At 70.9% G+C, this 23,551-nt stretch carries 21 protein-coding genes; 10 read left to right on the plus strand and 11 right to left on the minus strand.

Annotation, left to right across the window (positions count from 1 at the left end):
• The first annotated feature begins 105 nt into the window (after positions 1 to 105).
• The 5 genes from MMB17_RS02450 (at position 106) to MMB17_RS02470 (ending at position 4,249) form a co-directional block, all read left to right on the plus strand.
• Positions 106 to 813 (plus strand): response regulator transcription factor, encoded by a 708-nt coding sequence (locus tag MMB17_RS02450; RefSeq protein WP_238311832.1) that lies wholly within the window; start codon positions 106 to 108, stop codon positions 811 to 813.
• A gap of 70 nt (positions 814 to 883) precedes the next feature.
• Complete coding sequence (locus MMB17_RS02455; protein WP_241100949.1) at positions 884 to 2,743, plus strand: sensor histidine kinase; 1,860 nt, start codon at positions 884 to 886, stop codon at positions 2,741 to 2,743.
• Between the two features lie 9 nt (positions 2,744 to 2,752).
• Positions 2,753 to 3,262: an HPr kinase/phosphorylase gene (locus MMB17_RS02460; RefSeq protein ID WP_241100950.1), complete on the plus strand. Its 510-nt coding sequence runs from the start codon at positions 2,753 to 2,755 to the stop codon at positions 3,260 to 3,262.
• A gap of 124 nt (positions 3,263 to 3,386) precedes the next feature.
• A complete protein-coding gene (locus MMB17_RS02465) occupies positions 3,387 to 3,788 on the plus strand; it encodes a PTS sugar transporter subunit IIA (protein WP_238311835.1) in 402 nt (133 codons plus the stop codon).
• A 137-nt stretch (positions 3,789 to 3,925) separates the two neighbouring features.
• Positions 3,926 to 4,249, plus strand: a complete 324-nt coding sequence (locus MMB17_RS02470) for an HPr family phosphocarrier protein (RefSeq protein WP_241100951.1) — start codon at positions 3,926 to 3,928, stop codon at positions 4,247 to 4,249.
• Positions 4,250 to 4,277: 28 nt separating this feature from the next.
• Here the strand turns inward: MMB17_RS02470 and MMB17_RS02475 are convergent, their stop codons facing one another.
• From MMB17_RS02475 to MMB17_RS02490, 4 genes are all read right to left on the minus strand, one after another.
• Positions 4,278 to 5,237, minus strand: a complete 960-nt coding sequence (locus MMB17_RS02475; protein ID WP_241100952.1) for a GNAT family N-acetyltransferase — start codon at positions 5,235 to 5,237, stop codon at positions 4,278 to 4,280.
• 111 nt (positions 5,238 to 5,348) lie between these two features.
• Entirely contained in the window at positions 5,349 to 6,485 is a 1,137-nt protein-coding gene (locus MMB17_RS02480; RefSeq protein ID WP_241100953.1) for a CobW family GTP-binding protein, read from the minus strand.
• Between the two features lie 99 nt (positions 6,486 to 6,584).
• Complete coding sequence (locus tag MMB17_RS02485) at positions 6,585 to 8,027, minus strand: D-alanyl-D-alanine carboxypeptidase family protein (RefSeq protein WP_241100954.1); 1,443 nt, start codon at positions 8,025 to 8,027, stop codon at positions 6,585 to 6,587.
• A gap of 216 nt (positions 8,028 to 8,243) precedes the next feature.
• On the minus strand, positions 8,244 to 11,063 hold the full coding sequence (locus tag MMB17_RS02490) for an EAL domain-containing protein (protein WP_241100955.1): 2,820 nt from the start codon (positions 11,061 to 11,063) through the stop codon (positions 8,244 to 8,246).
• Between the two features lie 177 nt (positions 11,064 to 11,240).
• Between MMB17_RS02490 and MMB17_RS02495 the strand changes: the two genes are divergently transcribed.
• Positions 11,241 to 11,615, plus strand: a complete 375-nt coding sequence (locus MMB17_RS02495; protein WP_241100956.1) for a cupredoxin domain-containing protein — start codon at positions 11,241 to 11,243, stop codon at positions 11,613 to 11,615.
• 141 nt (positions 11,616 to 11,756) lie between these two features.
• A complete protein-coding gene (locus MMB17_RS02500) occupies positions 11,757 to 12,806 on the plus strand; it encodes a cytochrome-c peroxidase (RefSeq protein ID WP_241100957.1) in 1,050 nt (349 codons plus the stop codon).
• A gap of 70 nt (positions 12,807 to 12,876) precedes the next feature.
• On the opposite strand, the gene MMB17_RS02505 is transcribed toward MMB17_RS02500, so the two are convergent.
• Positions 12,877 to 13,038 (minus strand): hypothetical protein, encoded by a 162-nt coding sequence (locus MMB17_RS02505; protein ID WP_238311843.1) that lies wholly within the window; start codon positions 13,036 to 13,038, stop codon positions 12,877 to 12,879.
• A gap of 361 nt (positions 13,039 to 13,399) precedes the next feature.
• Here MMB17_RS02505 and MMB17_RS02510 point away from each other — a divergent pair, with 361 nt between their 5' ends.
• Together MMB17_RS02510 and MMB17_RS02515 are read left to right on the plus strand one after the other, a co-directional pair.
• A complete protein-coding gene (locus MMB17_RS02510; protein WP_241100958.1) occupies positions 13,400 to 14,452 on the plus strand; it encodes a hypothetical protein in 1,053 nt (350 codons plus the stop codon).
• A 71-nt stretch (positions 14,453 to 14,523) separates the two neighbouring features.
• A complete protein-coding gene (locus tag MMB17_RS02515) occupies positions 14,524 to 15,588 on the plus strand; it encodes a DMT family transporter (protein ID WP_241100959.1) in 1,065 nt (354 codons plus the stop codon).
• 34 nt (positions 15,589 to 15,622) lie between these two features.
• Here the strand turns inward: MMB17_RS02515 and MMB17_RS02520 are convergent, their stop codons facing one another.
• From MMB17_RS02520 to MMB17_RS02545, 6 genes are all read right to left on the minus strand, one after another.
• Complete coding sequence (locus MMB17_RS02520) at positions 15,623 to 17,008, minus strand: dicarboxylate/amino acid:cation symporter (RefSeq protein ID WP_238311846.1); 1,386 nt, start codon at positions 17,006 to 17,008, stop codon at positions 15,623 to 15,625.
• Between the two features lie 425 nt (positions 17,009 to 17,433).
• The gene (locus MMB17_RS02525; RefSeq protein WP_241100960.1) at positions 17,434 to 18,471 is read right to left on the minus strand and encodes a CYTH domain-containing protein; all 1,038 of its coding nucleotides are present in this window, start codon (positions 18,469 to 18,471) and stop codon (positions 17,434 to 17,436) included.
• 316 nt (positions 18,472 to 18,787) lie between these two features.
• On the minus strand, positions 18,788 to 19,204 hold the full coding sequence (gene msrB, locus MMB17_RS02530) for a peptide-methionine (R)-S-oxide reductase MsrB (RefSeq protein WP_241100961.1): 417 nt from the start codon (positions 19,202 to 19,204) through the stop codon (positions 18,788 to 18,790).
• Between the two features lie 77 nt (positions 19,205 to 19,281).
• Positions 19,282 to 20,445 carry a YihY/virulence factor BrkB family protein gene (locus MMB17_RS02535; protein WP_241100962.1) on the minus strand — a complete coding sequence of 388 codons (1,164 nt, stop codon included), beginning with the start codon at positions 20,443 to 20,445 and terminating at the stop codon, positions 19,282 to 19,284.
• Between the two features lie 107 nt (positions 20,446 to 20,552).
• On the minus strand, positions 20,553 to 22,073 hold the full coding sequence (locus tag MMB17_RS02540) for a malonate--CoA ligase (RefSeq protein WP_241100963.1): 1,521 nt from the start codon (positions 22,071 to 22,073) through the stop codon (positions 20,553 to 20,555).
• Positions 22,074 to 22,115: 42 nt separating this feature from the next.
• A complete protein-coding gene (locus MMB17_RS02545) occupies positions 22,116 to 22,574 on the minus strand; it encodes a hypothetical protein (protein WP_241100964.1) in 459 nt (152 codons plus the stop codon).
• A gap of 150 nt (positions 22,575 to 22,724) precedes the next feature.
• Between MMB17_RS02545 and MMB17_RS02550 the strand changes: the two genes are divergently transcribed.
• Positions 22,725 to 23,531, plus strand: coding sequence for a collagen-like protein (locus MMB17_RS02550; RefSeq protein WP_241100965.1), 807 nt, complete (start codon positions 22,725 to 22,727; stop codon positions 23,529 to 23,531).
• Positions 23,532 to 23,551: the final 20 nt, after the last annotated feature.

Genomic DNA, 23,551 nt, shown 5'->3' on the forward strand with positions numbered 1-23,551 from the left:
CAAGGGGCTTGCGGTCGCGTGGACGCCAGCCCAAGCATGGGGCCGGCCGGAGGGCGGACGATCGCGACAAGATCCGCCGCCGGGCCGCCGAGCCAGGGAACGCGCATGCCGACCATCGCCCTCGTCGACGACGATCGCAATATCCTCACCTCCGTCTCGATCGCCCTGGAAACGGAAGGGTACCGGATCCAGACCTATACCGACGGTGCCTCGGCGCTCGACGGGCTTCGGCAATCCCCGCCGGATCTCGCGATCTTCGACATCAAGATGCCGCGCATGGACGGGATGGAGCTTCTCCGACGCCTGCGGCAGAAATCGGACCTTCCCGTGATCTTCCTCACCTCGAAGGACGAGGAGATCGACGAATTGTTCGGCCTGAAGATGGGCGCGGACGACTTCATCCATAAGCCGTTCTCGCAGCGCCTCCTCGTCGAGCGCGTGAAGGCGGTGCTGCGCCGCTTCGCGCCCAAGGACACCGCCAACCCGGCCGCCCGCGAGGCGGATGCCGCCCGCTCCCTGGAGCGCGGCGCCCTGATGATGGACCCGGAGCGGCACACCTGCACCTGGAAGGGCGAGCCGGTGACGCTGACCGTGACCGAGTTCCTGATCCTGCAGGCCCTGGCCCAGCGCCCCGGCGTCGTGAAGAGCCGCAACGCCCTCATGGACGCGGCCTATGACGATCAGGTCTATGTCGACGACCGCACCATCGACAGCCACATCAAGCGGCTGCGCAAGAAGTTCAAGGTGACCGACCAGAGCTTCGACATGATCGAGACGCTCTACGGCGTCGGCTACCGCTTCAAGGAAACCTGATTTCCAGAACCGGCGTTTCCGACCCCGGATTCCACCGGCGGCCGGTGTGCCGCGAGAGACCGACGGAGCGATGCTCGCCCCTTTCTTCCATTCCGATCCCGACGGGAACCGGTCCGGGCTGCGCAAGCTTCTGCGCGGCGTCGCGTTTCCTCTCTCCGCCCCTCCCCTGTCCTGGCTCGGCGACCTGTGGAACGCCATCGGCGCCCGCGCCTCGTCGAGCCTCACCCGCCGCATCGTCGTCCTCAACCTCGTCGGGCTGATCGTCCTGCTCGTCGGGTTCCTGTACCTGAACCAGTTCCGCCAGGGGCTGATCCAGGCCCGGGTGCAGAGCCTGCTGATCCAGGGCGAGATCATCGCCGGCGCCATCGCCGCCCAGGCCTCCGTCGACACGGACGCGATCCGCATCGACCCCGACCGGCTGCTGCAGCTCCAGGCGGGCGAGCCCAAGGACAGCGCGGAGGACGACGCCGCCTCCCTCGACTTCTCCCTGAACCCGGAGAAGGCGGCGCCCCTGCTGCGCCGCCTGGTGACGCCGACCGGCAACCGCGCCCGGATCTACGACCGGGAGGGCGGCCTCCTGTTCGACACCCGCACCCTCTCTGCGCGGGGGGAGAGCGCCCGCTCGGATTCCGCCCTGACGCCCCGGCGGCAGAAGCCGAACTTCCTGGAGAAGACCTTCGACTTCGTGCAGGGCCGCATCTTCGGCCTGATCCCCGGAGACCGCTCGTCCCAGAGCGAGGAGATCGGCCCGCAGAACGGGCGCACCCTGCGCGAGGTGCAGGCGGCTCTGTCCGGCTCCCGGGGCACGATCGTGCGCCGCAACGAGCTCGGCGAGACCATCGTCTCGGTGGCCGTGCCGATCCAGCGCGCCGGCGCGGTGCGCGGCGCCCTGATGGTCTCGACCCCCGGCGGCGACATCGACCGGGTGATCGCCTCCGAGCGCTTCGGCCTGCTCCAGGTCTTCCTGATCGCCGCCGCGGTGATGCTGGTGCTCTCCTTCCTGCTCGCCGGCGCCATCGCCGGGCCGGTGCGGCGGCTGGCGGATGCCGCCGAGCGGGTGCGCCAGGGCATCAAGTCCCGCCAGGAGATCCCGGACTTCACCAACCGCACCGACGAGATCGGCCATCTCTCCGGGGCTCTGCGCGACATGACGCAGGCGCTCTACCGGCGCATCGACGCCATCGAGAGCTTCGCGGCCGACGTCTCCCACGAACTCAAGAACCCGCTGACCTCCCTGCGCAGCGCCGTCGAGACCCTGCCGCTCGCCAAGAGCGACGAATCCCGCGGCCGGCTGATGGAGATCATCCAGCACGACGTGAAGCGCCTCGACCGGCTGATCAGCGACATCGCCGACGCCTCGCGCCTCGACGCCGAGCTCGCCCGGGCGGAGGCGCGGCGGGTCGACATGAAGCGCCTGCTCACCACCGTCGTCTCCGTGGCCAACGAGCGGCGGCGGGCGAACACGGCCCTGATCCAGCTCGACATCGACAAGCCGCCCGCGGATATCGAGGACCCGTTCCGCATCATCGGCCACGACAGCCGGCTCGGGCAGGTCGTGAACAACCTCCTCGACAATGCCCGCTCCTTCTCGCCCCCCGGCGCCAAGGTGCGCGTCGCCCTGGTCCGCCTGCGCGGCACGATCGAGTTCATCGTGGAGGATGAGGGGCCGGGCATCCCTGAACACGCCCTGGAGCGGATCTTCGAGCGCTTCTACACCGACCGGCCGCAGCAGGGCTTCGGCCAGAATTCCGGCCTCGGCCTCTCGATCTCCCGGCAGATCGTGCAGGCCCATCGCGGCACCATCCGCGCCGAGAACCGGCCCGGTCCGGCCGACGAGGAGGGCAAGCCGACCGTGCGCGGCGCCCGCTTCATCGTGCGCCTGCCCCCTGCCCCGCGGGCCGACCGCTACGCCGCCGACGAGGCGGCCTGAGGCCGACCCATGCTGCGCGAGCCCGATGCCGACGCGACGACGATCCACGGGAATTGCGTGCTCCTGGGCGAGGCCGGGATCCTGATCCGCGGCGAGTCGGGTGCGGGCAAGTCGGCGCTCTGCCTCGCCCTGATCGACGAGGCGGAGCGCGACCGCCTCCATGCCCGGCTCGTAGCCGACGACCGCGTGCGGCTCACCCGCCGCCACGGGCGTCTGATCGCCCGGCCGCATCCAACGCTGGCCGGCCGGATCGAGCTGCGCGGCCTCGGCATCCGCACCCTGCCGACCCATGCGGAGGCGGCCGTGCTGCGCCTCGTGGTGGATCTCGTCCCGCATCGGCCGCGGATGCCGGAAACGGCGGAGGAGAAAACGGAGATCCTCGGCCTGCGGCTTCCCGTCCTCACGCTTGAACCGCGCCAGCCGGGCCCATACCTCATCCGTGAGGTGCTGCGGTCGATGAGCGTTGCCCGGCAGTCGCACCCCGGATCCGTTCTCGCGCGCAACGCCGCCGACCCATAGCGCCCCCAGAGCCGGCGTGGCATGGTGGGGTTGTTGCGACTAGTAAAAAGTCGCAATGGGTTGCGCTTGACCTTGCGCTGCACAAAATGGCGGCTCCGCTCACAGGGCGTCGGAACGCGCTTCGATGATTGGAATGGTGCTCGTCACCCACGGCCAGCTCGCGACCGAATTCAAGGCCGCGTTGGAACACGTGGTCGGCCGTCAGGACCAGATCGAGACGGTCACGATCGGGCCGGACGATGATATGGAGTCGCGCCGTCGCGACATCATCTCCGCCGTCGGCCGCGTGAACTCCGGGAACGGGGTCGTGGTGCTGACCGACATGTTCGGCGGCACACCCTCCAACCTCGCCCTGTCCTGCATGAATGGCGGCATGGTCGAGGTCGTGGCCGGCATCAACCTGCCGATGCTGATCAAGCTCGCCAGCGTGCGCGACGAGGAAACCCTGAGCGAGGCCGTGCTGCACGCCCAGGAAGCCGGCCGGAAGTACATCAACGTCGCGTCGCGGGTTCTCGCCGGCAAGTAGCCTGCGGGGAAGCGCAACCGCCTTCCCTTCACGCCCCGCCTCGCCTAACCAGCAATGACAGCGCGGATGACGAGAGGCTGCGCGCCCGATGCCGGGCAACGGCAGGGGACGTCTTGCAGGGAACGGCACGGAAGGCGATGAGCGAGAGCTTCGACAGCGACATCGAGCCGGAGCCCGAGGTTCCGGCGGGCGGCATCGCCAAGATCCTCCCCATCATCAACCGCCGCGGCCTTCACGCCCGCGCCTCGGCCAAGTTCGTCCAGACCGTCGAGCGCTTCGACGCCACGGTCACCGTGACCCGGGCGGGCGAGACCGTGGGCGGCCGCTCGATCATGGGCCTGCTGACCCTCGGCGCCGCCCAGGGCACCACCATCGCCGTGGTGGCCGTGGGCGAGGATGCCGCGGGCGCCCTCGCCGCGATCGAGGCCCTGCTGGCCAACCGCTTCGGCGAGGACGAGTAGTCCCGCCCGCGGCCCCGCCGGGCCTCGGTCAGCCGCCGATCAGACGCATGCGGGCGGGCCGTGCCCCGGCATCGGCCTCGGGGGAGCGGCGCAGATCGAGACCGATCGTCTCCGCGCGGGGCGGCGCGTCCTGCCGCCCGATCGTGCGCCAGGTGATGCGTGCCCCCGGCGCGCCGAGCCGAATCGCAGCCCGGACCACCCGGCCCTCCCGCTCGCCGAGTTCGACCTCCGCCTGGCCCCGCCGGGCGAACAGGCGCGTCACCACCCGCACCAGCGTGGAATCGGAGGGATCGGACAGGAGCGGCGTGTCGCTGGCCCTGGCATCGGCGAGCAGGAAGCGCTCGACGGCGTCGCGGATGGCTGGCCCCTCGGCCCGCTCGACCGTGGTCGGGATGGGCGGCGGACGGAGATCCACGAAGCTGCTTTCCGGGATCCGCTTCGGCTGGGGGCGCTCGGCGAGGTCGAGCCGGGAATCGTCCCTCAGGGCGGCGACCAGGGCGCCACAGGCGCGCAGGCCCTCGAGGCGGAGCGTCGCCCGGGGACGGCTCGCCCGCAGGCGGGCGATCAGAGCTTCGAAGGCGGCGGCCGCCACCTCGGTCCTCACCGCCGGCTCGACCGGATGGGGCGCGAGCGGAGGCTGCCACAGGCGGATCATCGAGCCGCCCCAGAACGGATGCGGCAGGAGAAGGGGCACCACGCCGCAGAGCGCCTCCGCACCGTCTTCCGCCGACGCGAACAGAAGGGCGAAGGTGACCTCGTCCGGGCCGGCGGCCCGGCTCGCGGCGCTGTGCAGGTAGTCGGGGTCGGCGAAGGGATCGGCCGCCGGCAGGCCATCGAAGAAGGCGCGCCAGGCAACGAGATCGCCCTCGTCGAGTTCGCCCGGGCGGGCGAGCCGGACCCGCCAGTGCGCGGCGCGGAGGGCGACCGCGGCGGCGTTGGGACGCCGATCGGACAGGCCGCCCTGTATGATCGTGAAGCGCTTCGACATGTCGGCCCGTCCTGATCCGCTGCGCCGTCGTACCGTCCTGGGACAGTCCGAGGCTCCGGCCCGTGAGATGCCGTTAACGGTTCAAGACCGGTGCCGCCGCGCCGGGCGGAATCAGCCCCCCGGGATGGCCAGCGGGTTGTCGGTGAGGGCGGCGCGGTCGGCGGTGTCGATGCGCGGGCGGCCGAGGAAGGCGTCCCAGAGCCGCGTGACGAAGGCGGCGTCGAGGTCGTGCACGATCAGGACGAGACGCGAGCGCCGGTCCGGGTCGGGCCAGATGTCGAGGGTGACGGGGCTGTGGACCACGTGCTGGACGCCGTGCACCACCACCGGCCGCTCCGGATCCTCGGCCAGGGCGACGAGCCCCTTCAGCCGCAGGATCTTCGGGCCGTGCGAGGATCGCATCAGGTCGAGGAACATCTCCAGGGTTGCCCGGGGCACCGGCGCGTCGCTGACGAGATGGAAGGCCCGGATGCGCGCGTCGTGGCGATTCACGTCATGGTGGTGATGGGCATGCCCGTGACCGTGATGATGCCCGTGTTGGTGGTGGCCGTGGTCGTCGTGCCCCTGGATCTCCTCCTGCGCCGCGCCGAGCCAGGCCCGGACGTCGGCGGCCTTGCCGTCGACGCCGAAGAGGCCGCCGAGCAGGTTTTGCGCGGGCACGTCCGGCCCGTCGAGGCTGGCGGCCGGGTTGAGGCTTCGAAGCCGGCTCCGAAGCCCCGCCTCGTCGGCTTCGGGGAGATCCCCCTTGGTCACCACGAGATGGTCGGCGACCGCCGCCTGCCGCAGGGCCTCGGGATGCGCGTCGAGGGTCGCCATGCCGTTCACGGCATCCACGACGGTGACCACGCCCTGGAGGCGGAAGCGCAGGGCGAGATAAGGATGGTAGATCAGGGCGTGCAGGATCGGGGCGGGATCGGCGAGGCCGGTCGTCTCGATGACGACCCGGCGGAACGGCTTGATGCGGCCGTTGTCGCGCTTGCGCAGCAGGTCCTCGAGGGTCGCGATCAGGTCGCCGCGCACGGTGCAGCACAGGCAGCCGGCGCCGAGCAGGATCATGTCCTCGTCCACCGTCTCGATCAGCAGGTGGTCGAGGCCGATCTCGCCGAACTCGTTGACGATCACCACCGTGTCGGCGAGCGCCGGATCGGCGAGCAGCCGGTTCAGGAGGGTGGTCTTGCCGGCCCCGAGGAAGCCGGTGAGGATGGTGAGCGGGATCGGCGCCGGGCGGCCGGCGGGGGTGTCAGTCATCGGGCTTCCTGCCGCTGCGGCGCCGTCTTCGCCGGCGAGACGTTCAGGTAAGCCCGATGGGGGCGAACGCAAAGGCCGCCGGCGCGGCCGGCGACCAGCCTATTGCGCGGAGGCCTCGCTCTTCTTCTCGGCCTTCTTCTTGGGCTGCGGCTTCGTCGCGGCCTTCTCGGCGGCGGGCTTCTCGGCGCCCGCCTTCTTGGCCGCGCCCGGCTTGGCGGCATGGCCGTGGTCGACCGAGGCGTAGGCGCTGGTCGTCGCCGGCACGGCGGGCTTCTTCTCGGCGATCTTCCTGGCGACCTTGGGGTCCGTCACCGCCGCGGCCCGGATCTTGGCCGCCTTCTCGGCCTTGGCCTCGCGGGCCGCCTCGCGCTTCTGGCGCGCCGCCTCGACCTTGGCGGTGCGGGCGGCCTTGGCCTGTTCCTCCTCGGCGGCGAGCAGGGCGGCGCTCTCGGCCTGGCTCCGGCCGGTCCAGACGGCGATCGGCTGCAGGGGCGCCCGCGGCGGCAGGGAGCGGCCGCGCAGGGCCGCGCCGTTCAGGGTGGCGAAGGCGAGCGGCGTGCCGCTCGGCTGGGTGGCGCCGAGGAGCTGGTTCGCCGCCGGGTCGGTCCCGGCCGCGGCGATGGCGCCCTGGCCCTCGTCGATGGGCATCGGCTTGCGACGGTCGCAGATATAGGGCCGCATGTCCGGCGGCTCGGCGACGCTGGAGGCGGGCAGGCCCTCCAGCGTCGGCGCCGTCCAGCCCGCCTGCTGGCCGAAGCCGTAATCGAACAGGTCGGCGGCCTTGAGGTCGCGCTCGCGGGCGCTCGGCTGGCCCATCACCACGGTGATGATGCGCCGGCCGTTGCGGGTCGCGCTCGCCACCACGTTGAAGCCGCCCGAGCAGATGAAGCCGGTCTTCATCCCGTCGGCACCGGCATAGCGCCCGAGCAGGCCGTTATGGTTGGCCATCACGGCCTTGCCGTACTGGATCGCCGAGATCGAGAAGAGGTCGCGGGATTCCGGGAAGTCGCGCATCAGGGCGCGGGCCAGGATCGCCATGTCGCGGGCGGAGGTCCATTGCCGCGGCTCGGGCAGGCCGTTCGGGTTGTACCAGCGGCTCTCGCGCATGCCGATGCGATGCGCCGTCTCGTTCATCATGTCGGCGAAGCCGTCGATGCTGCCGCCGAGATTCTCGCCGATCGCCCAGGCCACGTCGTTGGCCGACTTGACCATGATGATCTTCAGGGCGTTGTCCAGGGTCAGCTGGGTGCCCGGCTTGAAGCCCATCTTCGAGGGCGGCTCGGCCGCCGCGGCCGGGGAGATGGTGAGCAGGCTGTCGAGGGAGACCTTGCCCTGACGCACGAGGTCGAGCGCCACGTAGGTGGTCATCAGCTTGGTGATCGAGGCCGGATACCAGGGATCGGTCGCGGCCTGGCTGTAGAGCACCTTGCCGGAATCGACCTCGACCACGAGGATCGGCGCCGTCACCGCCTGGGCGGAGCCGGCGAGCGCCGCCAGGGCGGCCATGCCGCCGATCAGCCGTCGAATCACGCGGTTCAGCATCGGGACCGTCTCGGTGGAGCAGGAAAGGCCAGCGGGCGGAGAAGGCGAACCCACCGGAGGATCCCGATCATCAACGAATCCTCCGTGGCGAGAGCAAGGCGAATCCGCGCATCCCCCGGCAATCTTGGGCATATCCCCCCGGTTCCGGCCCGGACAGCGCCTTTTCCCGACAGAGTCCGGCGCCGCCCCGCACCGAGCCCGCGCCCGGCCCTCCCCTCAGGCCGACTTGCGCTCCCGCCCGGAACAGAACGCCATCACCTTCGCGAAGGAGATCGGCCGGCTGAACAGGTAGCCCTGCGCCTCGGTGCAGCCCTCCTCGCGCAGATGGGCGAGCTGGACCGGCGTCTCGACGCCCTCGGCGGTCACGCGCATGCCGAGGCTGCGCCCCAGGCTGACGATCGCCCCGACGATGAGGCGCGAGCTCTCCGCGCCGTCGAGATTCTGCACGAAGCTCTGGTCGATCTTGATCTTGTCGAAGGGGAAGCTCTGCAGGTAGCTCAGCGAGGAATATCCGGTGCCGAAATCGTCCATCGCGATGCGCACGCCGAGGCGCTTGATCGCGTGCAGCGTGGCGAGGGTGCCGACGCTGTTGGTCAGGAGCACCGATTCGGTGATCTCCAGTTCCAGGCGGTTCGGCGCCAGCCCGCTCTCGGCCAGGGCCGCCGTCACGGAGCGCACGAGATCGGCATTGCGGAACTGCACCGCGGAGACGTTGACCGCGACCGAGACGCCGGAGGGCAACCGGCGCGCCTCGGTGCAGGCCCGGCGCAGCACCCATTGCCCGATCTCGCCGATCAGGCCGATCTCCTCGGCGAGCGGCACGAATTCCGCCGGCGAGACCGACCCGCGGCGGGGATGGTGCCAGCGCAGCAGCGCTTCGCAGCTGACCGGGCCTCCATGGGCGATGTCGACGATCGGCTGGTAGAGCAGCTCGAACTCGTTCCTGGCCAGCGCCTGGCGCAGATCGGTCTCCAGGGCGCGCCGCTTCTGCAATTCGATGTCCATCTCCGGCGCGAACAGGCGCCAGGCCCCGGCCTGATCCGATTTCGCGCGGTAGAGCGCCATGTCGGCGCTCTTCAGGAGTTTCTCGGGCTCGCTCCCGTGCTCCGGAGCCAGCACGATCCCGATGCTCACCCCGACGCTGACGGCGTGCCCGTCGATCAGGAAAGGGGTCTCGAAGGCAGCGGCGATGTGACGGGCGAGGCTGACCGCATCGGAGGCCGTGCCGGACTCCGCCTGAAGGATCGCGAATTCGTCGCCGCCGAGCCGCGCCACCGTGTCCCCGCTGCGCACGCACAGGCACAGGCGCTCGGCGACGCCTCTCAGGAGGCCGTCGCCCACGGGATGGCCGAAGGTGTCGTTGACTTCCTTGAAGCGGTCGAGATCGAGGCAGAGGGCGGCGAAGCCCCGGCCCGAGGGAAGCCGGTGCGCCGCCTCGTTCAGGCGCTCGTTGAACACCATGCGGTTGGCGAGCCCCGTGAGGGCGTCGCTGCGCGCCAGGCTGACGATTCGGGCCTCGGCCTCGTAGCGCTCGGTCACGTCCTCGTAGGTCGCGATCCAGCCGCCCTCGCTCGTGCGCTTCTGATCGACCGCGACGACGCAGGCCGAGTTGATCGCCTGACAGGTCGTGCCGCCGCCCCCGCGCGCGAGAAGCTCGGCCTGCGCCGCGAAGAGCGCGTCCGCGGCCGGGGCCTCGCCCGCCGCAGGGCCGCTCACGATGGCGCGGACCTCCTCGAAGCTGGTCCCCGGCGGCAGGGCATCGAGGGAGATGCCGAAGATGTCGGCGAAGCGCCGGTTGACCACCAGCAGGCGGTCCTGCTCGTCGTAGAGGCAGAGCCCCTGAGACATGTTGTCGAGGGCGGCGTCGAGGCGGAGATTGATCGCCCGCAGGCGCGCCTCCTGCAGCTTGAGCAGGCTGATGTCGCTGCAGACGGCGACGATGCCGCCCTCCCGGGTCGCGCTCCGGCTGACCCGGAGCCAGCGGCCATCGGCAAGCTGGGTGTCGAAGGTCTCCTCCGGGCTGCCGGGCAAGGTCCGCAGGAAGGCCTTGGCCTGAGCGTGCTGCTCACTGCCGCCCGGCCCGTCGCCGCCGAGCTCCAGAAGATCGGCGGCCCGGTCATTGGCCAGGATCACGCGGCACCGGGCATCCGTGACGACGACGCCCTCGCCGAGCCCCTGAATGGCGTCGGCGAGCAGCACCTGCGCCGAGCGGCGCTGGTCCACTTCCCGGGCCATCATCACGGCGATGTTGCCGCGCATGCTGTCCATGGCTCTCAGGAGCTCGCCGACCTCGTCGCCGTGCCGCTCGGGGATCGCGACGCCGAGATCGCCGGCGGCGATCTGCGCGGCGACGCGGGAAGCCTCGGCCACCGGCCGGATGATCTGGCGCGAGAGCAGCCAGGTCACGAGGCCGGACAGGACGATCGCCAGAACGGTGGCCGCGAAGCTGATCTCGACCGCTTCGGTGACCAGGGCCCGGGCGCGCTGGCGATAGGTGAAGCCGTCACCGGCGGTGTAGTTGATCAGGAGATCGAGATGCTGCTCGGCCTTGGCCGCGAAGCCGTCGAGGCCCGTCGCCTCCTGTCCCTCCAGGGAGGCACGCCGCGCAGCGACCCAATCGGAGACCGCCCTGCGGACGAGCCCGGCCTCCCGGGCGGCCCGCTCGGATTGCGCACGCTCCGCCGCGACATCCAGATCCTCGCCGAAGGCTTTCAGGAGGTCCGCGATCTGGGCGTCGAGCTCTTCCCGCTCCGGTGGGCTGGCGCTTCGCAGGCGCCGGGTGAAGGCGAGCCGGATATTGGCGAAATCGGTGGCCGCCGCCCGGGCGTAGTTGATCGACATCAGGGAGCGGTCGAAGGTCTTGTTGACGAGATCGCCCGTGGTCTCGAGGCTCGATGCCCCGAAGGCGCCGAGCCCGGCGGTGATGACGCTGAGCGTGAGGAACGCGACCAGGATGCGCCCGCGGATCGAGGACGCGGCCCGCAAGACCGCGCGCAAGGCAGAGCCCGTCCGTCCCGTCGTCTTGGAAATCGTCATGCCTGCCCGCTCGAGGCCGATCCGTCTAGAGTTGCACGCAATCGGTTAAGACAGACTTCATCGAAATCGCGCCGGCCGACGGGACGAATTTCGCCGCGAGAACGTTAAGCGCCCGACAACCGGGCCTCGGCATCCTGAGGACCGCGCCCATACCGTGGCGCCGAACCGGATACGACCATGCGCAAGGCGCCTTCCTTCCTGGCTTTCCCGGTCGGCGCCCGCACCCGGCCCGTCGCCCTGGCCGCGGGCGCGGCCCTCCTCACCGCGGGGCTCGCCGCGGCGGCCGGTGCCGGAGCAGAGCATCTCGTCTCCCAGAAGGGGCGCCGATTCGATCCGGGGAGCCTTTCGATCGCCCGGGGCGAGGCGCTCACCTTCGTCAACGACGACGGCGACCTCCTGCATCACGTCTATCTCGACGACCCCGCCTTCAGCTTCGACACCGGGGACCAGGAGCCCGGCAGCCGCAGCGTCATCGTGTTCCCGAAGGCGGGTCAGTTCACCGTGATGTGCGGGATCCACCCGCGCATGAAGCTCGCCGTACAGGTAAAATAATTCCGGAATCCTGTATGCAAGATACCTAAAAATACTTTTTCGTGGCGAGCACAGATCCAGTCGAGAGCGATCCCAATTTCTTGACGTCTTTACAAAGTCTCAAGACATTGCCGACAACCTGTAGGCGTATCGGGGTCGGCAATGGCGTGGATATTCGGACAGAGAGCCGCGGCGCTCCTGCTGGCCGCGGGCTTGGCCGGCCTCGCGGGCCCCTGCCTGCCCGAAGAGCGCCCCGCGATCCCGGCAGAGTACCGTCGCCCGGACGCGATTCCCTTCCCGGACAGCAACCCCTATTCGCAGGCCAAGGCCGAGCTCGGCCGCAATCTGTTCTTCGATCCCCTGCTCTCGGGCTCGGGCGACCGTAGCTGCGCGAGTTGCCATCAGCCGGGGCTCGCCTGGAGCGACGGGCGCGCCCGCGCGGCCCGGTCCGATGCGGGCGAGATGGCGCTGCACACGCCGTCCCTCCTCGACATCGCCTTCGCGGACGGGCCGCTCGGCTGGGACGGAAAGTTCCCGAGCCTCGAGACGGTCGCCTTCGCGCCGATCACCGCGCCGACGAACATGAACCTCTCCGAGGCCGCGCTGCTCGACCGGCTCGCGGCCCGGCCGGACTACACGGAGGCCTTCGCCGCGGCCTTCCCGGACGCCCGGCCCGCCATCGCCCGCAAGACCGTGGAGGAGGCGCTGGCCACCTTCGAGCGGCTGATCGTCTCCGGCCGTGCCCCCTTCGATGCATGGGTCGCGGGCGATGCGGGCGCCATCAGCGACGCAGCCAAGCGCGGCTTCGGCCTCTTCACCGGCAAGGCCCATTGCGCCGCCTGCCACAGCGGCTCGTCCTTCACCGACGGCTCCTTCCACGACATCGGCACGGCCTCGGGCGAGGGGATCGGCCGCGGCCGCTTCTTCCCGAACGCGCCCGCCCTGCGCTTCGCCTTCAAGACGCCGACCCTGCGCGACGTGGCCCGCCGGGGGGCCTACATGCATGACGGCTCGCTCGCGACCCTGTCCGAGGTGATCGACCTCTACGACCGCGGCGGCATCGACCGGCCGAGCCGGTCCCGGGACATCCGCCCCCTGGGCCTGACCGCACCGGAGAAGGCCGACCTCCTCGCCTTCCTCGACACGCTCAGCGGACCGGCGGAGTCCCACCCGGCGCTGGGCACCCTCGGCCCGCAGCCGCCCCGGCCCTGACCTCATCCACAGGCTGTGGAGGGAACGGAGCCGCGCCGGGCAGGACCTGTTGGCCCTGAAAGCCCCTCTTTTAACGGAACAGAGGCAGCCCGGCCCCGAGCAGGGCGAGGCCGGCCACGAGCAGAATACCACCACAGGTTTCAAAGGTTTCCGCTCGCGCCTTGGATCGCGGCGCGTAGCCGGCCAGGGCCACGCCGAGGCAGAGGCTCATCGCGCTGAGTGTTGCCGTCATGCCTTCCCCCGCGATGCTGCGGCCTGGATTGGAAGCCTACTCGCCGAACGCTTAAGCGAACACTGCCTTTCCGGGCAGACAACCGATCGTACATGCCAAAATGGCTGGCGAAGACGAAAGGTTGCGCTCGAGACCCCCGCCGTCCCGGCTCCGCGCCGATCACGATCCGCTCCCGAAAAGCACCCGCGCGAGCGCCCGCCTCTCCCCTTCCACCGACCACGGAGGGCCAGCAATCGGAGCATTCGCCGGACCGGATTAACCATTTCGTAAGACAGGTTAACAATCCGTTCGCATCCGTACACGGAGTCTACGAAGATGGGTTCGCAGGTCATCAACCTGTGCACCAAGCTAGAGTCTCGCCATGCGTCGTTGGGGTCGGTTACGGGTTCCGTCACTTCGTGCGGTGGGGCTCGCGCTTCCCTTCGGCCTCCTGGGCAGCGGCGCGGCCGAGGCCCACGTCAAATGGTTCTGCGCCTTCGACGTGGCGGGCCAGCCCCGGGGGCTGGAGCAGGTGCTCTGCGGCGATTTCGAGAAGCTCTGCGCCCTCGCCCTCACCTGCCTGATGGCGGGCTGCCTGATGGAGGGGACCGCGATCGGCCACGCCCTGCTCGACGCCCTCGACCGGGTGACGGCGCGGGTCCGGGCCGATACGAGTCTGCTCGTCCGCGCCGGCTGCGGCTTCTTCTTCGTCTCGCTGTGGAACCTCGACGGCGTGATCCTCACCCCCGAGCTGACCACCGAGGCCGACTGGATCCCGTGGCTGCAGCTCGCGATCGCGGGCACGCTGATCTGGAAGCGGACCCTGCCCCTGGCCGCGGCCGGCATCGTCTTCCTGTTCGGCTTCGCCGTCTGGCATTACGGCGTCTTCCATCTCGCCGATTACCCGATCTTCCTCGGCATCGCCGCCTATCTCGCCCTGGTCGGGCTCGACCGCGACCTGTTCGGCCTGCGCCCGATCGATGTGGTGCGCTACGCCGCCGCCGTGACCCTGATGTGGGCCTCGGTCGAGAAATGGGCCTACCCGCAATGGACCGACCCGCTGCTCGCGGCCAAGCCGGGCATGACCATGGGGGCGAGCGCCGAGACGTTCATGCGGGCCGCCGGCGTGATCGAGTTCACCCTCGCCTTCGCCCTGATCTGGACGCCCCTGGTGCGCCGGGCCGCCGCGCTCATCCTCGCCGCGGTCTTCCTCTCGGCGATCGGCGAATTCGGCCGCATCGACGCCATCGGCCATTCGGGCATCATCGTCGTGCTGATCGCCATCGCCGCCGACGATCTCCGCCAGCCGGTGCGCCTGCGCCATGCCCTGCTCACGCCGATCGGCTACGGCTCGGCGCTGGCGACCTTCCTGGCGCTCTACTATGCCGGCCACGCCCTCCTCTACGGGCAGGCCTATACCGGCCCGGTGATCTGATCCGGAAGCGGGGGCCGGCCGCCTCCGAGCCGGCCTCCCAAGGCCACGAAAGCGGCCTATGATCCGCGGGCATGACGGAATCCGCCCGCTCCCCCCTCTGGCCAGGCGTGCCCCTGGCGCTCGCCGCCGCCCTGCTGTTCGGGGCGGCGGCGCCGTTCTCGAAGAGCCTGCTCGCCACGACGGATCCGCAGGCGCTCGCGGGCCTGCTCTATCTCGGGGCGGGCCTCGGGCTGGCCGCCCTGGCCCTCCTCCGGCACCTGCGCGGGGGACCGGCCCGCGAGGCGCCGCTGCGGCGCGCGGACGGGCCCTGGCTCGCGGCGATTGTGCTCGCGGGCGGCGTGGCCGGGCCGTTCCTGCTGATGCTCGGGCTCGCCCGCACCTCCGCCGCCTCCGGCTCGCTGCTGCTGAACCTCGAGAGTCTGGCGACGCTCGCCATCGCCTGGATCGTCTACCGGGAGAATGTCGACCGGCGGCTCCTCGTCGGCGCGGCGGCGATCCTGGCCGGGGCTCTGCTGCTCTCCTGGCAGGGGACCGGGATCGAGCCCGACACGGGCGGCCTCCTCGTCGCCGCCGCCTGCCTCGCCTGGGGCCTCGACAACAACCTGACGCGCAAGCTCTCCGCGGCCGATCCCGTGGCCATCGCCCTGGTGAAGGGGCTCGTGGCGGGCCTCGTCAATCTCGGATGCGCCCTCGCCCGCGGCGCCGCCCTGCCCTCCTCCGGGGACGTCGCGGCGGCGGGCCTCGTCGGCTTCCTCGGGATCGGGGTGAGCCTGGTGCTGTTCGTGCACGCCCTGCGCCATCTCGGCGCCGCCCGGGCCGGGGCCTATTTCGCCCTGGCGCCCTTCATCGGCGCGCTGGTGGCCCTGGCCTGGCTGCGCGAACCGGCAACGCCGCAGCTCGTCGCCGCGGGGCTGCTGATGGGGCTCGGCCTCTGGCTCCATCTCACCGAGCGGCACGCCCACCTGCACGCGCACGAGGCGATGGAGCACGAGCACGCCCATGTGCACGACGCCCATCACCAGCACGCGCATGACGGGCCGGTGACCGAGCCGCACAGCCACTGGCACCGGCACGAGCCCCTACGGCACGCCCATGCCCATTACCCGGACCTGCACCACCGCCATCGTCACGGGTGAAGGGGGCGGCTCCGAGCCGCCCCGTCCGCGCGGCTCACTGCGCCGCGACCACCTTCGGCGCGGTGCGCTCGTCGGCCGGCGCCTCGGGGGCGTGGTCCGAGATGTCGGTGCCGATGGCGAGGGGATGGGCCATCACCTCGTTGAGCTTGGCCTTGTCGAGCTCGCCCTCCCAGCGCGACACCACCACAGTGGCGACGCCGTTGCCGATGAGGTTGGTGAGGGCGCGGCATTCGGACATGAACTTGTCCACGCCCAGCACCAGCGTCATCGCGGCGACCGGGACGGGATTGCCCGGGATCGCGGCGAGCGTGGCGGCGAGCGTGATGAAGCCCGCGCCCGTGACCCCCGAGGCGCCCTTCGAGGTCAGCATGGCGACGAGGAAGATCGTCGCGTACTGGCCGAAGCTGAGGTCCGCCCCCACCGCCTGCGCCAGGAACAGGGTGGTGAGCGTCATGTAGATGTTGGTGCCGTCGAGATTGAACGAGTAGCCGGTCGGGATGACGAGGCCGACGACCGAATCCGAGGCGCCCAGGCGCTTCATCTTGGTCATCATGTGCGGCAGCACCGTCTCGGAGGACGAGGTGCCGAGCACGATCAGGAGCTCGTCCTTGATGTAGGCGAGGAACTTGAAGATCGAGAAGCCGGAGAAGGCCGCAATCGCGCCGAGCACCACGAAGATGAACAGCAGCGAGGTGGTGTAGAAGGTGCCCACCAGCCAGGCGAGGTCGATGACCTTGCCGATGCCGTACTGGCCGATGGTGAAGGCCATGGCGCCGAAGGCGCCCAGCGGCGCGAGCTTCACCACGATGCCGATGATGCGGAAGAAGACCTGCCCCGCGGCGTCGATGCCGCGGGTGATGCCGGCGCCCTTCTCGCCCATGCCGGTCAGCACGACGCCGGTCAGGATCGCGATCAGCAGCACCTGCAGCAGGTCGCCGCTGGCGAAGGCGTCGAAGAAGCTCTTCGGGATGATCGCCAGGATGTGGGCGACCGTGGAATCGGCGGCCGCCTTGCTGGCGTAGCCCTCGACCGCCTTGGCATCGAGCTTGGTCGGATCGGCGGCGAAGCCGGCGCCCGGCTGGATCACCTCGCCGACGATGATGCCGATGAGCAGCGCGACGCTCGAGACCACCTCGAAATAGATCAGGGCCTTCAAGCCGACGCGGCCGACCTTCTTGAGGTCGCCGATCGAGGCGATGCCGTGGACGATGGTGCAGAAGATGATCGGCGCGATCATCATCTTGATGAGCGCGATGAAGGCATCGCCGAGCCACTTCAGGGCCTTGCCCTGATCCGGATACAACCAGCCGACGAGAACGCCCAGCACGATCGCGATCAGAACCTGGATGTAGAGGACCCGATACCAAGGAAGAGGTGCCGCCGGCGCGGGCGCGGCGTCGTGCGTTAGGGATTGGGTCATGTTTCCTCGCCGTGGCACGCTTGAGGCGCCGCCCTTATTCCCAAGGCGACTTGGACGCTAGCGGCTTTGCCACGACCGCTCAACGGTTGCTCGGTGGTTTGACTTGAAGGTCACGCCCACTTGTCTGTCGAGAACGGGCAGGCGCCTCCTTTGCGCCACAATCGCTCGCGGCGCGCAGGAGAGGGGCAGGACGGGCGAGACCGCGGGATACGCACCCGAACGCCTCATTGCGCCGGGGGATGCACGGGCCTGGACCGGCGCCGGGCCAAGCGGGTCGCTTGAGGCGCGTGCGCTGTCCGGTGGCGGGCGGGCCTCGCTGGCGGGGCCGGCCGACTGTGCCTGAGCCGGCCCGGACGATCGCCCGGGCGCGGCTTCCTCCCGGCCTGAGCCCAGACCGGTCGTGATCCGGGACAGAGCCCCGGGGATCAGCCCTGCGTGCGGCGGGGACGCACGGTCCAGCGCTCGAAGGAGGCGGCGACGTCGTCCTCCGCCGGGGGCGGCTCGGGCGAGCGGGGCTGCTGCAGAGCTGCGCCGAGGGCCTGGGACAGGCTCTCGATCACGTCGTCGATGCGCGCATCCTGGCTGCCGTTGGGGTTCGCCGGCCTGGCCTCGCCCTTCGCCTCGGCGGAGGCGCCATTCTGCTCGACCATCCGCTTGAGGGCATCGACCGCGTTGTCGCTTTCCGGCGCCTTCGGGGCCTCGTCCGGCTTCGGCGCCTCGGGAGCGGCCTCCTCGGCGACGGTCACCGGTTCCGGCGGCGCCGCCTCGGCGGGCTCCGGCGCCGCGGCAGCCGCCTCCGCGGGCTGGGGCGGCTCGGGTGCCGGCGGGACGGCACTGGCCAGTTCCGCAGCCTTGGCTTCCGCCGGCTTCGGCGCTTCGAACGGCCGCGTGGATTCCGGAGGCTTGGGCGGGGCGGACGGGGGCGGAGCGGGCGGCGGCCGCAGGCCGAAGCGCGGCTCGATCAGGTCGAGCACCGCCTCGAGGGCGGCGTTGCTCAGGCTCACCTCGCCGGGTCTCGGCGCGCCCTGGAGGGCGATGGCGGAACGCTCGTAGGCCGCGTCGCTCGAGACCTCCTGGCCGAACCAGACCGGCGGCAGGAAGCCCCTGGCCTGATCCTCGTTGTCGAAGCGCACCCCGACCAGATCGAGCCCGGCCGGCGTGGTGTAGCGATCGATCTGGGCCTCGCGACCATTGCCGAGGGGGATGGTGGTGCGCTCGTAGATCGCCTTGCCAGGGCAGACGTCGAGAAGCGCGTCGCCATGGGCGCGGGGCACCACGGTGCGCTCCTCGGGCGCGCCCGGCACGGCGAGGATCAGGTGGCATTCCTGCCCCTCGATCCGCACCATCGAGGTGCGGCCGCCCTGGGGCGCGAAGAAACCCTCCGTCGTGCGGGTGCCGCCGCGCTCCTTGCGCAGCAGGCGCACCAGCGACGGGGCGATCAGGAAACGGCGAACCACACTCATACGCGTCGACCTCCCGGAAGCCAGGCTCGTCCGCATGAGGCGGCGACCCCGGACGGCCGGAGCGGCGCCTCACGAAGGCACCGGCCCGGCAATCGTTCTGCGAACCGGCGGCGAAGACGCGCCGGAGGAGCACCTCCTCAAAGCCGATCGGCTCCCGGCAAGACCGGCGCGACGATACCGACGAAGAGGCGACCCGGGCATCGGGTAAGCGAAAAGGTGCCAAAATCAAGACCATGGCGGCCAAGTCTCAACCGCCATGGGCAACGTTACCGTCGTTTTACCACCAAAGGTGGTCCTCCGAGGGCGAAGTTCGGGCTCAAGGTGTCTCCGGCTCGAAGGTCAGCGCCACGCCGTTCATGCAGTAGCGCAGGCCGGTCGGAGCCGGCCCGTCGTTGAAGACGTGGCCGAGATGGCCCTGGCAGCGGGCGCAATGGACCTCGGTGCGCACCATCCCGAAGCTGCGATCGGAGGTGGTCTCGACCGCCCCCTCCAGCGGCGCGAAGAAGCTCGGCCAGCCGCTGCCGGATTCGTACTTGGTCTGGGTCTCGAAGAGCGGCGCGCCGCAGCCCGCGCAGAAGAAGGTGCCGGGACGCTTCTCGGCGTTGAGGCAGCTCGTGCCCGCCCGCTCCGTGCCGTGCTCGCGCAGCACCCGGTACTGTTCCGGCGTCAGCGCCTCGCGCCATTCGGCGTCGCTGCGCGCCTCCGGGGCGACGCTCGCTTCGGTTGCAGTCATTGGGGCGTTCCTCGTTTTTTGGTTGTCGCGGCTGGTATACCAGCCCTCGCGACCGGACACGAGCCTCCCAGGCCGGATCAGGCTGCCGCGCCCACCGTATCCGCCATGCGCGCGCCGCGCCGGCCCAGGGGCTGCTCCGGGCTCGTCGTGGAATCGCGCGCGGTCTGGTGTTCGATCTCGGCGTTGATCTCGCCGCCGAGCAGCACGATCGTGGCGGAGATCCAGATCCAGGTCATGAAGCCGATCACGGCGCCGAGGGAGCCGTAGGTCTCGTTGTAATTGCCGAAATTGGCGACGTACCAGGAGAACAGGATCGAGGCGGCGAGCCAGAGCAGCGCCGCCACCACGCTGCCCGCCCCGACCCAGCGCCAGCGCGCCCGCTCCCGGCTCGGGCCGTAGCGGTAGAGCACGGCCAGCCCGCCCAGCACCACCAGGAGCAGGACCGGCCAGCGCGCCATGGCGATGAGCCAGGCGCCGTCCCCCAGCCCGACGAAGTTGAACACCACCGGCAGCACCACGATGGCCGAGAGCGCGACGATCACGAAGACCAGGGCACCGATGGTGAAGGTGAGGGAGCGGATGTTGAGCCAGAAGAAGTTCCGCTTCTCCTCCTCCTCGTAGACGACGTTGAGCGCGTCGAACATCGCCTTCATCGCGGCGTTGGCGCTCCACAGCGACAGCGTCAGACTCGTGAAGAAGGTGAGCCCCAGGGTGCCGCCGGGCTTGGCCGCGATGCGCTTCACCTGCTCGCCGATGATGTCGATGGCGCTCTGCGGCAGCACGCCCTGCATCGCCGTGAGGTGCTGGTTGATCGTGCTGACGTCGGCGACGAGGCCGTAGCAGGTCACCAGGGCGGCGACCGCCGGGAACAGCGAGAGCAGGGTGTAGAAGGTGACGCCCGCCGCCACCGAGAGCACCCGGTCCTTGTTGAACTCCTGGTAGACGCGGAACAGGATGTCCTTCCAGCCCGGCGCGGGGATCTCGGTCGGGTGGTTGGCGAAGCGGCCCCGGTCGCCCTGCGTGGCGGCGACCCAGCGCGCGGCCTTGCCCTCGTGCGAACGGGCGCCGCCATTCTTCTCGCGGCCCTGCTCCGGCGGAGGGGCCGGCTCGGGCGCCTCCCCGGCCGCGCGCCTCGGCGCGAGCGCCAGGCCGATCACGGCGGCGCCGAGGAGCAGGGTCCAGAGGACGGAGCCGGAGGGCTGGCCGGCGGGATCGGAAGGCGGGGGCGCGGAGGGCGGCATCGGGCGGTCGGCGAGCGGTCACCGCCCAGATCCGGGCGGCGCAACTCAACGTGGCCCAGGCTTGGCCGTTCCAGCGCTCCGCGGCCGGGATCCTGGCGACGGCCCAATTATTGGCTGTAGAGGTCTTTGTGTTGCTCGCGCAGGAGGTTCTTCTGCACCTTGCCCATGGTGTTGCGCGGCAATTCGCTGGCGAAGAGCACCCGCTTGGGCACCTTGAAGCGGGCGAGCCGCCCCTCCAGAGCCCGCAGCAGAGCCGCCTCGTCGGGGGCGTTCTCGCCGGCCACGACGACGGCGGTGACGCCCTCGCCGAAATCCGCATGCGGCAGGCCGATCACCGCGGATTCGACCACCCCCGGCAGGGCGTCGATCTCGGTCTCGACCTCCTTCGGATAGACGTTGTAGCCCCCGGTGATGATGAGGTCCTTGCCGCGCCCGACGATGTGGACATAGCCGTCCCGGTCGATCAGCCCGAGATCGCCGGTGATGAAGTAGCCGTCGGCCTTGAACTCGGCGGCGGTCTTCTCGGGCATGCGCCAGTAGCCCTTGAACACGTTCGGCCCCTTCACCTCGATCATGCCGACCGCGCCCTCGCCCTTGGCCTCGCCGGTCTCCGGGTCGACCACCCGCAGGGCGATGCCCGGCAGGGGGAAGCCGACCGTGCCCGGCACCCGCGCCCCCTCGTAGGGGTTCGAGGTGTTCATGTTGGTCTCGGTCATGCCGTAGCGCTCGAGGATGGCGTGGCCCGTCCGCGCCGACCAGTCCCGATGCGTCTCGGCCAGAAGCGGCGCCGAGCCGGAGACGAACAGGCGCATATGGGCCGTGGCCTCCCGGGTCAGGCCGGGCTCCTTCAGGAGGCGGGTGTAGAAGGTCGGCACGCCCATCATCGCCGTGGCCCGCGGCATCACCGCGAGGATCTGCTTCGGGTCGAGCTTCGGCAGGAACAGCATCGAGCCGCCGGTGGCGAGCACCGTGTTCGTCGCCACGAACAGGCCGTGGGTGTGGAAGACCGGAAGCGCGTGGATCAGCACGTCCCCGGCGGTGAAGCGCCAGTACTGGGCGAGCGTCAGCGCGTTCGAGGCGAGGTTGTCGTGGCTCAGCATGGCGCCCTTGGAGCGCCCGGTCGTGCCCGAGGTGTAGAGGATCGCCGCGAGATCGTCCGGCCCGCGGGGCACGTCCGCGACAGTTCCGTCCGCCGCATCCGCCGCCTCGGCGAGGCTGCCGCGGCCCGCGGCGTCGAGGGTGCGGACCACCGGGACGCCCGCCTGCCGGGCGACCTCGGACAGGGCCTCCAGCCGGGCGGGATCGCACACGAACAGGGCCGGCTCGGCATCGCCGAGGAAATAGGCGATCTCCGGCCCGGTATAGGCGGTGTTGAGGGGCAGGAAGACCGCCCCCGCCCGCACGGCGCCGAGATAGAGGAAGATCACCTCCGGGCTCTTCTCGACCTGCACGGCGACGCGGTCGCCGGGCGTCACGCCGAGGGCCGCCAGGGCGGCGGCATAGGCGCCGGAGCGGGCGATCAGGTCGGCATAGGACCAGCGGCGCCCGTCCGGCGTCTCGATCACCGTCCGCGCCGCGGGGTCCTCCGGCAGATGGGTGCGGACGAGGTCGAACAGGTGGTTGGCCATGGCGTCGTTTCTTCTGTCTGGGGCCGGGCGGCGCGGATCGTCTCAGCCGCGCGGGATGCGGCCGACCGAGCAGAGCGTGCGCAGGGCCCCGGCGCTGTCGGTGTAGCAGCTCGCCGACCAGCCGTTCTGCTGGATGAAGGACTTGCGGCGCTCGGCCAGCGCCGTCTCGTAGGCCTTGACCAGGGCCGCCTGCACGGAGGCCGCGGGCTCGCCGACCACGAGTTCGCCGGCGAGGGTCAGCTCGCGGAAGAACTCGGCCGAGGGCGCGGGATCACCGGAGGAGGCCTGCACGATCGGCTCGGCCCGGCAGGTCAGGTCGAGCCTGACCCCGCTCGCGGCCCGCACGTCGATGCTCGGGCCGACCCTTTTGCCGACCTTGCGCGCCCCCGTCACCGCGGCGATCCGCTGGGCGAGCCCGTCGCATTCGTCGGCGCGCGCGGCCGGGGCGAGGGCCGGAACGGCGCAGAGAAGGCAGAGTAGGGCGAGGGCGGGGCGCGACATGGCGGCACATTTACTCCCGCTTCGTGCGAAGTCGAGCGGATGTGCGGGGGCGCGGCTCGGCCGGCCGGGCTTGACCCTGGCGCAAGCGGGACCACAAGGTCCGGCCCGCCGCGCCGACAGCCCCGACGGCGCCCCGGAGGAGACGAGCGGATGCGTGCCAGGACGGCCACCAGGATCGTAGCGGTGATGGTCGGCGCCCTCTCCCTCGCGGTTCCTGCGGGCGGCGCTTCCGCCCAAACGCCGGCCGCGCAGACGCCCGTCGCCGAGGCCCCGCAGCCGAGCCCGGCCGCCTCCGCGAAGCCGGCCCGGCGGCGACCGCAGGGGCCGGCCCAGCCCATCATGGTCTACGACGCCCGCATCGAGGCAGGGGACCTGCGCATCTCCGGCAGCGTGCGCAAGGGCGGGATCGTGGTGGTGCTCGACGAGGACATCTCGGTCATGGCCGACAGCCGCGGCCGCTTCCTGTTCAAGCTGCCCTACCGGCCCGCGACCTGCGTCGCCACGCTGAAGGCGGAGGAGGACGAGCGCGAGGCCGTGATCGCCAATTGCGCCCCGGAAGGCCAGGCCGGACCGAAGGGCGAGCCGGGGCCGACCGGCCCGCAGGGCCTGCCCGGCGAGAAGGGACCGCAGGGCGAGGCCGGACCGGCCGGCGCCCCGGGACCTGCCGGCCCGCCCGGCCCCGCGGGTGAGGCGGGGCCGAAGGGCGAGCCGGGCACGAAGGGCGAGCCGGGACCGGCCGGGGAGAAGGCGGAGGCGCCCCCCGCCGCGACGCCCATGCGCGTCCTGCGCAAGGAGAGCTGCTCCCAGGGCGGCTGCGAGGTCACCTGCGAGAGCGGCGAGATCCTCGCCTCGGCCCATTGCCTGCGGAGCGGCAGCCCGGTCTTCGGCGAGGGGGGCGCCGGCGCGCGCTGCCCCGGCGACAGCGCCGGCATGGTCGGGATCTGCACGAAGCCCTGAAGCGGCCGAACTCGAATACT

Origin of the sequence: Methylobacterium organophilum (genome assembly GCF_022533465.1) — a bacterium.
GTDB lineage: Bacteria > Pseudomonadota > Alphaproteobacteria > Rhizobiales > Beijerinckiaceae > Methylobacterium > Methylobacterium organophilum.

Coding starts and splice junctions, on each gene's coding strand:
- MMB17_RS02450 (WP_238311832.1), top strand. CDS start 106: ATGCCGACCATCGCCCTCGTCGACGACGATCGCAATATCCTCACCTCC.
- MMB17_RS02455 (WP_241100949.1), top strand. CDS start 884: ATGCTCGCCCCTTTCTTCCATTCCGATCCCGACGGGAACCGGTCCGGG.
- MMB17_RS02460 (WP_241100950.1), top strand. CDS start 2,753: ATGCTGCGCGAGCCCGATGCCGACGCGACGACGATCCACGGGAATTGC.
- MMB17_RS02465 (WP_238311835.1), top strand. CDS start 3,387: ATGATTGGAATGGTGCTCGTCACCCACGGCCAGCTCGCGACCGAATTC.
- MMB17_RS02470 (WP_241100951.1), top strand. CDS start 3,926: ATGAGCGAGAGCTTCGACAGCGACATCGAGCCGGAGCCCGAGGTTCCG.
- MMB17_RS02475 (WP_241100952.1), bottom strand. CDS start 5,237: ATGTCGAAGCGCTTCACGATCATACAGGGCGGCCTGTCCGATCGGCGT.
- MMB17_RS02480 (WP_241100953.1), bottom strand. CDS start 6,485: ATGACTGACACCCCCGCCGGCCGCCCGGCGCCGATCCCGCTCACCATC.
- MMB17_RS02485 (WP_241100954.1), bottom strand. CDS start 8,027: ATGCTGAACCGCGTGATTCGACGGCTGATCGGCGGCATGGCCGCCCTG.
- MMB17_RS02490 (WP_241100955.1), bottom strand. CDS start 11,063: ATGACGATTTCCAAGACGACGGGACGGACGGGCTCTGCCTTGCGCGCG.
- MMB17_RS02495 (WP_241100956.1), top strand. CDS start 11,241: ATGCGCAAGGCGCCTTCCTTCCTGGCTTTCCCGGTCGGCGCCCGCACC.
- MMB17_RS02500 (WP_241100957.1), top strand. CDS start 11,757: ATGGCGTGGATATTCGGACAGAGAGCCGCGGCGCTCCTGCTGGCCGCG.
- MMB17_RS02505 (WP_238311843.1), bottom strand. CDS start 13,038: ATGACGGCAACACTCAGCGCGATGAGCCTCTGCCTCGGCGTGGCCCTG.
- MMB17_RS02510 (WP_241100958.1), top strand. CDS start 13,400: ATGCGTCGTTGGGGTCGGTTACGGGTTCCGTCACTTCGTGCGGTGGGG.
- MMB17_RS02515 (WP_241100959.1), top strand. CDS start 14,524: ATGACGGAATCCGCCCGCTCCCCCCTCTGGCCAGGCGTGCCCCTGGCG.
- MMB17_RS02520 (WP_238311846.1), bottom strand. CDS start 17,008: ATGACCCAATCCCTAACGCACGACGCCGCGCCCGCGCCGGCGGCACCT.
- MMB17_RS02525 (WP_241100960.1), bottom strand. CDS start 18,471: ATGAGTGTGGTTCGCCGTTTCCTGATCGCCCCGTCGCTGGTGCGCCTG.
- msrB (WP_241100961.1), bottom strand. CDS start 19,204: ATGACTGCAACCGAAGCGAGCGTCGCCCCGGAGGCGCGCAGCGACGCC.
- MMB17_RS02535 (WP_241100962.1), bottom strand. CDS start 20,445: ATGCCGCCCTCCGCGCCCCCGCCTTCCGATCCCGCCGGCCAGCCCTCC.
- MMB17_RS02540 (WP_241100963.1), bottom strand. CDS start 22,073: ATGGCCAACCACCTGTTCGACCTCGTCCGCACCCATCTGCCGGAGGAC.
- MMB17_RS02545 (WP_241100964.1), bottom strand. CDS start 22,574: ATGTCGCGCCCCGCCCTCGCCCTACTCTGCCTTCTCTGCGCCGTTCCG.
- MMB17_RS02550 (WP_241100965.1), top strand. CDS start 22,725: ATGCGTGCCAGGACGGCCACCAGGATCGTAGCGGTGATGGTCGGCGCC.